The 6,048-nt window shown below is 41.5% G+C and carries 6 protein-coding genes; 5 read left to right on the top strand and 1 reads right to left on the bottom strand.

Annotated features, from left to right (window positions below; translation table 11 throughout):
• Positions 1-480: 480 nt before the first annotated feature.
• The gene (locus WMO25_RS13545) at positions 481-993 is read left to right on the top strand and encodes a YunG family protein (RefSeq protein WP_349085750.1); all 513 of its coding nucleotides are present in this window, start codon (positions 481-483) and stop codon (positions 991-993) included.
• Positions 994-1,108: 115 nt separating this feature from the next.
• Positions 1,109-1,696: a metallophosphoesterase gene (locus tag WMO25_RS13540; protein WP_349085749.1), complete on the top strand. Its 588-nt coding sequence runs from the start codon at positions 1,109-1,111 to the stop codon at positions 1,694-1,696.
• Positions 1,697-1,987: 291 nt separating this feature from the next.
• Here the strand turns inward: WMO25_RS13540 and WMO25_RS13535 are convergent, their stop codons facing one another.
• The gene (locus tag WMO25_RS13535; RefSeq protein WP_349085748.1) at positions 1,988-2,833 is read right to left on the bottom strand and encodes an arginase; all 846 of its coding nucleotides are present in this window, start codon (positions 2,831-2,833) and stop codon (positions 1,988-1,990) included.
• Between the two features lie 230 nt (positions 2,834-3,063).
• Here WMO25_RS13535 and WMO25_RS13530 point away from each other — a divergent pair, with 230 nt between their 5' ends.
• The 3 genes from WMO25_RS13530 (at position 3,064) to WMO25_RS13520 (ending at position 5,685) form a co-directional block, all read left to right on the top strand.
• A complete protein-coding gene (locus WMO25_RS13530; RefSeq protein WP_349085746.1) occupies positions 3,064-4,587 on the top strand; it encodes a UDP-N-acetylmuramoyl-L-alanyl-D-glutamate--2,6-diaminopimelate ligase in 1,524 nt (507 codons plus the stop codon).
• A 69-nt stretch (positions 4,588-4,656) separates the two neighbouring features.
• Complete coding sequence (locus WMO25_RS13525) at positions 4,657-5,073, top strand: stage V sporulation protein AB (protein ID WP_349085744.1); 417 nt, start codon at positions 4,657-4,659, stop codon at positions 5,071-5,073.
• 78 nt (positions 5,074-5,151) lie between these two features.
• A complete protein-coding gene (locus WMO25_RS13520; RefSeq protein ID WP_330410543.1) occupies positions 5,152-5,685 on the top strand; it encodes a SpoVA/SpoVAEb family sporulation membrane protein in 534 nt (177 codons plus the stop codon).
• Positions 5,686-6,048 lie beyond the last annotated feature (363 nt).

Raw genomic sequence — 6,048 nt, 5'->3', positions numbered from 1 at the left:
GGGAAAAACATTGAACTATTAGTTGAAAATGACAGCAGACGGCGAGGCTCAGCAGATAATGAATGAAATATCCAAAGCAGGCCATCACATGTGGAAATGTGATGGCCTGCTTTGGAAATGTAAGCGTTTTACAACAGTTTTATAAACTTATATTTAACTTTTAAAAATTATAGATTATGTTTTTTCAGGACATCCAGTACAAAATCTATGGATTGCTCACAGAGAGTAGCAATTTCTTCTGGTGATTTATTTTGTTCTTGATAAGAAAGAACCTTCATGCGACATTTATGGATTCTCCTTTAATTGTACTCAAAACTCACCGGTGGTGCAACTATTATATATGGATTTAAGAAAAAGTTTGTCGCAACGTGTATGTAGAAAAGTATTTAATTGTGATGAAAATAAGTCCCTTTTTATTTATATGTGAAATGTTATAATGTGTAATAAAGAAATTATTTAAATCATAGATGGGGGTATAATATGAGAACTGCTGTTGAGAAAGCTTTAGAGGAACTTGTGGATGTAGTTCCGGCAGGTGTAGATGGTTTTTATTATCAGGGTCAGGAGCTAAAAGATAAAAAGTGTAAAGAAGTAGAGGCATTTAAGGGAATTGACACTTTACATAAATTGTATGCTGTTTTGAGAAAATCCTGGAGTTCCAGTACTGCATATAAGTCATGTCAGAGCGAATGGGTTTCAGAGGACCCTTCTTATGGTCAGTGTGCAATTACTGCAACATTGGTATATGATATGTTTGGTGGAAGTATTCATCGAATAAGAGTAGAGGGCGGTGGAACACATTATTTTAATAAAATAACAGGACAGTATGTAGATCTTACACGTGAACAGTTTGGCTTGTATAATATTGAAGTTGCATATGAACCAAATGAAACAATGCAAAGGGAATATTGCTGTAAAAATCCGGATACAAATGCAAGATATAGGCAATTGCAGAGAAATATTATCGCATATCTGAAAAATAATGAAGATTAAATGTAGATTTTATGAATGAGTTGTTTTACTGATGGTTAGGAAGCAAAATTATATAGAGTATGTTATGCTAATACTATCCACAGCAAATACAAATATAGGAGAGGAGGAATGAAAATTGAAGTATTATATCAGTGATTTACATTTATTTCATGAAAACGCCATTGCCTTTGATCATCGGCCATTTGCGTCATTGCAGGAAATGCATGATATGATTTTAAAGAACTGGAATGACCGTGTGACCAATGGGGATATGGTATATATTTTAGGTGATGTGAGCATGCGCGGCAAAAAGGAAGAGCTGATTGCATTCGTGGCTCAGTTAAAAGGGCGTAAAGTGTTGATCAAGGGTAATCATGATGATGTTTCTGATTACCGTTATCAGCAGTTGTTTCATGAAATCTGCGATTATAAAGAAATGCATGACACGATTGGTAAGGAGCATTATAGTCTGGTTTTGAGCCATTATCCGATTTTCAGTTGGAGGAACATGGGACGAGGAAGAATTCTCTTGTATGGGCATACCCATGAGAGTGAGGAAGACAGGTTTTATCAGAAGTGTCTGTCCGAGATGAGGGCGAATGACTGCCGGCATGTCTATGAAGCGGAAGAATTAAGAGCCTATAACGTTGGATGTATGCGGGATTATATGAATTATACGCCGAGAACGTTGGAAGAAATTCTGAATTCAAGGCGTAAGGTGTAAAGAATGGTTTATTTAATAACAATGGAAGAAATCTATCCATTCCGGCAGGCAGTCTTTACATGAAAAGTGAAGATGTTTTATACGAGATTAAAAAGATCCAGCAGGAAGAGGCATTGGAGCATGGATATGTCTATGAGCAGGTGCGATGGAAGAGGCCAAGTGGTATGAATTGAAAAACGTTCGGTATTTTTATGAATTTTTTGATAAAAACAGAAAATATTTTGTGAGATGAACAAAGGGGCGTATCATTGTGATACGCCCCTTTATTGTATCAAAAAGATTCAATAGATTTTACAATCCCTGCACATGTTCCACCAGTCTGGATACAAATCCAGCCGTAATATCATCCTTGTCCAGTTCATGATTAAATTCAACGATATCCATCGCCTGAACCGGCAGCCGTGTCAGCAGCTCATCCATCATCAGGAAGACGTCGTCTTCATTGAAACCTTCCGGAACGGGAACGGAGACGCCAGGCATCAGTTTCGGATCCATGGAATCAATATCGAAGCTGACATGAACAGCCGGGCAGTGGCTGAGATAGTCAATACTTTCGTTCAGACAGTTCTGAAGACCGTGTTCCATAATATAATCCCATTTATAATAACGAATATGGTGTTCTTTGAGAATTTCTGCTTCCGGCGGATCAATGTCACGCAGGCCAAGCATAACAATGTTGCCTGATTTTAACTTGATGCTGTCATCCAGAAAATGTGTCAGGGAAAGTTCACCAAGTCCCAGGAGTGCAGCCACCGGCATTCCGTGAATATTGCCGGTAACCGTTGTCTTGTCAGTGTTGATATCCGGGTGCGCATCAATCCAGATCAGCCCGGTTTCGCCTTTGGTATAAACAGATGTAGCGGATACAGAACCCATGGCGGCACTGTGATCTCCGGCAATCATCAGAGGGCGATGCCCGGATGTTAGAATATGGTAACCTTGCTGAGCAATGCCTTCGCAGGTAGCGCATACACTTTCGAGATTCTTCAGATTGGCACGGAAAGGTCCCTTACACGTGATTTCTGGAACTTTATTCATTTGAAGATTTTTAAAATTTTCTGTTAAATAGTCGATACTTTTGACTAATCCCTTTGCACCGACGCCGTAGTGGGTCGGACAGCCGTATAATTCAAACATGATTGCCTCCAATAAATCAATGTCTGTGATCGAATGAGATATCAGACATTTCTTAAGTTTACTGCACTATAACACGGGTCAACTGGTCTGTCAATTTAATGGAATAAAGCCTATAGGACATAAAATGCATAAAAAAATGTATAAATATGGAAATATGCACTTACATTGGAAGTGAGTCAAACATCATCCTAAAACATAATATAGTATAACCCCATTTTTGGAGTTATGTCATGATTTTGAAAGCATTGTTTGAAAGAATTCCGGCAGTATTGTGTCAGGGCAGCTGGGATACTGATATAGCATCCATTGCAATGTGTTCGAAAGAAGTAACAAATAACAGCCTGTTCATCTGCATTAAGGGTATGGAGCAGGATGGCCATCAATATATTCAAGAAGCAGCAGAGAGAGGAGCAGCAGCATGCCTGGTTGAAGAGGCTTTCTGGAAGAAGTCGGCATCCGTGCATGGAAATCTGAAGCAGGCTGAGAAAAAGACATCTGCATATGGGGAACTGAAGCTGCCTGAGCAAATGACGATTGTATCTGTGCAAAATACGCGAGAAGCAGCAGCCTGGGCGGCAGCAGCGTTTTATCGTTATCCGTCAAAGGAATTAAAAGTGATCGGGATTACCGGCACAAAGGGAAAAACATCCACAACGTTTATGATCCGGGATATTCTGGAAGCCGCCGGGTATAAAACGGGCCTTCTGGGCACAATAGATTATGAGATTGGTGAAGAGAAAAAACGGGCGGAGCGGACAACACCGGAGGCGATTGATATTCAGCGTTATCTGAGAAAAATGGCAGACACCGGATGCCGTTTTGCAGTGATGGAAGTCTCTTCTCAAGGATTAAAACTTCACCGCTCGGATGGCATTTTATTTGATGTGGGGGTTTTTACGAATCTTGGAAGAGATCATATCGGCCCGAAAGAGCACAAAGATATGGCGGAATATGCGCATTATAAAAGTCTGCTGTTTCAAAAGTGCTGCTTTGGGATCGGCAACATAGATGATCCCTATTATAGGGAAATATTTAAAGATGCCTCATGTCAGGTTTGTACCTATAGCTGTAGGCAAAAAGCGGATGTTCAGGCTTCAGATATAATGTTAGTCAACCGTAACGGACAATTAGGTACATTTTTTAAAGTCAATGGGGAAGAATATGCAGTATCAGCACCGGGGGCGTTTTCTGTTTATAATGCAGTGGCGGCAATCACCGTATGCAGACACTATGGTATTGATCAGGAGATTATCCGAAAAGCACTGAAGACAATCCGTGTTCCCGGAAGGGTGGAAGTTATTGACAATGACAGGGGATATCTGCTTCTGATTGATTATGCCCATAATGCCATGAGTCTGAAAAATATACTGGAGACGATGCGCCGGTATCATCCGAGACAACTGTGGGTTCTTTTCGGATGCGGCGGAGGCAGATCAGCAGCAAGGCGCAGAGAGATGGGCTGTGTGGCAGGAAAATATGCAGACTTTACAGTGATTACATCGGATAATCCAAGATATGAGAAACCGGAGCGGATTATGCAGACAATTGAGGAGGGAATGAAGGAAACAAAGGGACAATATCAAATGATGGTTGATCGTAAAGAAGCCATGCGGTTTATGCTGGCACAGGGACGGCCGGGAGATATTTTGATCCTGGCGGGAAAGGGCCATGAACAGTATCAGGAGATCAAAGGAGACTATTTGCCGTTCAATGAAAGAAAAATTGCGCAGGAAATCCTGGCGGATCTTGACTAATACATCATTTTCGAAATAACGATGTATTTAGAAGGCTGCAGAAAAAGTTTTAATGGAGGAACAGAGAAAATGAAGGCATTGATTTTATGGGGGATCGGTATGTCGGGCGGAATCGCAGTGGCGGCGGGATTATTTACCTTCCTTGTAATTACGGGAATTCCCCATCGGTTAATGACGATAACTCACACGACGGCCTATGGCGGATGGTATGAATGGATGTTTGTGCTGGGTGGTGCGCTTGGTAATGCAATCTGGCTGACAGATACAGCAGTAAAAATACCGGCAGGGATGTTTCTGGCAGGTGCAGCAGGCCTTCTGGTCGGGATATTTATCGGGTGTCTGATCGGAGCGATTGCAGAGGTGCTGGATGCGTTGCCGGTGTTTTTCAAAAGAATCGGTATCCGTCAGGGCATCGGTGTCGTCATTTTCTGGATGGCCGTCGGCAAAACACTGGGGGCCTGGATGTGGTATTTCATATTGACATAAATGCCAGTATAAAATAAAAGCAGGTATAGATTGAAGAATATGGAGGCGGGATACTGATTGATCAGAAGAAAGGTGTGAATGAAACAGATGGAAAGTGAAAAGCAGACAAAAAATGAAAAACAGACAAAAGGTGAAAAACGGATGGAAGATGAAAAACAGGCTGCCAGGAAGAGGCGGGATAAAAGATATAATGATTACGTGAAGCAGGTAACTCCGAAACATAACTGCCTTTTAAATATGCTGAAAGCATTTGTTAGCGGAGGCTTCATTTGCGTCATCGGGCAGATGTTTTCGGATTGGTACGGCAGTATGGGACTTATGAAGGATGAGGTGTCAGGATATACAACGCTGTCGTTAATATTGATCAGTGTGATCCTGACATGTCTGAACTGGGTGGGGCCCATCACAAAATTTGCCGGTGCGGGCTATCTGGTGCCGATTACAGGCTTTGCCAATTCGGTGGCAGCATGTGCACTGGAATTTAAAGCTGAAGGAGAAGTTTTTGGTGTGGGTTGCAAGATATTTACCATTGCAGGCCCGGTGATCCTGTACGGCATTGTCACCAGCTGGGTACTGGGAGCAATTTATTGGGTGGTGCAGATGTTTGCTTAGGATAATATCAGGGAAGCGCGCCGCAATCAGGTCTGCAGATGAAGAGAAAACTTGACAAAACAGCTGACTTGTTATAGTATACAAAAGAAACTTTGACAATTGAATAGATGGATTCACCATAATTTTTTCTTTAAGCGCCATGTACCGGAGTGATCCGGTTAACGAGGAGAAGGGTGATCGAAGATTCGGCGGATGCCCTTTCGTACAGCCCGGTGCGTATATATTGACAAATATGCAGGCAACTGCAAAACAAAAACAATATAACGGGAACTGATAAGTCATATTTTGTAACTGTTCAGAGCCAAGCAAAATTTCAAAAACAGGTATAAAATGCTTGCATTTTTAAGTCTGTTTTTGAAATTT

The organism is Coprococcus intestinihominis, assembly GCF_040096555.1.
Lineage (GTDB): Bacteria > Bacillota > Clostridia > Lachnospirales > Lachnospiraceae > Coprococcus_A > Coprococcus_A intestinihominis.
This window is presented reverse-complemented; position numbering and strand designations above follow the sequence as displayed.